The sequence below is a fragment of the Natrinema soli genome (assembly GCF_028618695.1).
On the sequence record NZ_JAQIVI010000147.1, the window covers coordinates 1 to 1,775 of the forward strand.

At 64.6% G+C, this 1,775-nt stretch carries 2 protein-coding genes and 1 pseudogene; 1 reads left to right on the plus strand and 2 read right to left on the minus strand.

Features of this window, described 5'->3' with window-relative positions; all coding sequences use genetic code 11:
• The coding region (locus PGX04_RS10310; protein WP_273738408.1) for an N-acetyltransferase DgcN family protein at positions 1-848 on the minus strand (848 nt) is incomplete at its 3' end.
• Between the two features lie 477 nt (positions 849-1,325).
• Here PGX04_RS10310 and PGX04_RS10315 point away from each other — a divergent pair.
• Complete coding sequence (locus tag PGX04_RS10315) at positions 1,326-1,520, plus strand: hypothetical protein (RefSeq protein ID WP_273738409.1); 195 nt, start codon at positions 1,326-1,328, stop codon at positions 1,518-1,520.
• Positions 1,521-1,672: 152 nt separating this feature from the next.
• Here PGX04_RS10315 and PGX04_RS34615 read toward each other — a convergent pair.
• Positions 1,673-1,775, minus strand: a pseudogene (locus PGX04_RS34615) (Vms1/Ankzf1 family peptidyl-tRNA hydrolase); the annotation flags it as partial.

Consider the following 1,775-nt stretch of genomic DNA (forward strand, 5'->3'; position numbering starts at 1 on the left):
ACGCGCTCGTAGAGATCGACGTAGCTGGGGATCGACGGCAGCGAGAACGACTCGTAGCCGTGGATTTCTTCCCGGCCGGCCTCGTGACAGAGCACGAGCGAATCCGCCATCGATCCGTGGAGGATTCCGAGGGTGACCGGCGAGTACGCCGGGTGGACGATGCTGCCCTGGCCCTCGACGAAGAGGTAGTCGTGGTCGTTACCCTTCTCGAGGATCATCTCCTCGACCGCGCCCGCAGTGAAGTCGCTGACGACGCGGTCGATCGGCGTCCCCCAGCCCTCGATCATGATCCCCGTCTGGCCGGTCGGGATAACGGCGGCGTCGTGGCCGGCCGCGCGGGCGTCGCGGGCCAGTTCCATCGTGGTCGTCATCTTGCCGACCGAACAGTCGGTGCCGACGGTGAGGATCACCTCGGTGTCGACCTCGCTCGCGACGCCCTGGCTGACCGTGAGATCCGCCGGCGGTTTCCGAACGTCTCGAATCTCGCAGTCGTTTTCGGCCGCCAACCGGGCGAACTCCTCGTCGTCGGCGAGGAAGGAGTGCAGTCCGGATATCACGTCACAGCCGTCCGTGAGGGCCCTCCGAACGTCTTCGCGCCAGCTCTCGTCGAAGCCGCCGCCGATCGGTGCGATACCGATCAGCAGGGCGTCGACGGCAGCCGGTTCGATGTCGGCCATCCCGGCGACGATCGGTGCGTCCTGCACGTCCGGGACGAAGTCGGAGACGCGTCGACCGCCGTTCTCCCGGTCGAGAACGGCGACGATGTCGTGGTCGGCGTATCGGAGGACGCCGAGGGCGGTCTTGGCTCGAGCGGGAAACTTCTCGTGAGCGAGGATCGCGACGCGCATACCGGAGAATGGACGAGGGTGAACTTGAACTACCGGGCAACGGCAGGCGGTCCCGTCGACGCGAGTTCGAGTCGAACTACCGCTCGCTCACGCCGCGATCGACGGAAAAAGTGAGCGGTCGTCGTCGGTCAGTTCGCCTCGAGGACGCAGGCGGGACGGCAGAAACTCCGATGGGCCGCGTTGGCGTCGGAGTATGCCGTGAACGCGTCGTTACACCCTTCGAACGAAACGGCTTCGAAGTCGAGCATACTCGGTTTGATTGTACGTTTGCAGCGCAGAAAACGTCTCGGAGGGACACCGACCGACAATCGACGGTGACCGCAGTGACGAACCCCGCTCCCGTCGTCGGTTTCGAACTTTCCGACGCACACCGAGATCGTTTCGATGGTCTCAACGGTCGTCGATGACTGTCTCGGGAAGCTGGCGGAGAATCAACGGTCGGAGCCCTTATGTGGATTGGGGGTGACAATGTGTAGCATGAATGGCGTCCTGAACGAAACGACGAACAAGATCCACCGACACGAATCCGGTCGTTCCGACTTCCAGACGACCTGCGGGGCGACCTCTCACGTCGCTCACGATAACCTTCGACTGGTCCCCGTCGAGCGGGCGGTCAGTGACGGGGACGCGAACAGGTGCGGTCGCTGTTTCGCCGACGGCGGCAGCTACTGAGCGAACCGTCGACCGTCACTGGTCGCGAGATTCGCCGACGGCGGCAGCTACTGAGCGAACCGTCGACCGTCACTGGTCACGAGATTCGCCGAAACGCCGGTGAATCTACCGCGCTGACTTTTCCCAGACCCGACGCCAGTTCGGGACGAGACTCACAGGATCCGAATGTCCGTCGTCCAGAACGACCGAACGGCGTCCGCGAGCGCCGCCTTCGGTTCGCCGGTCGCGTCGACGGCGGCCGTCGCGGTCGGCTCG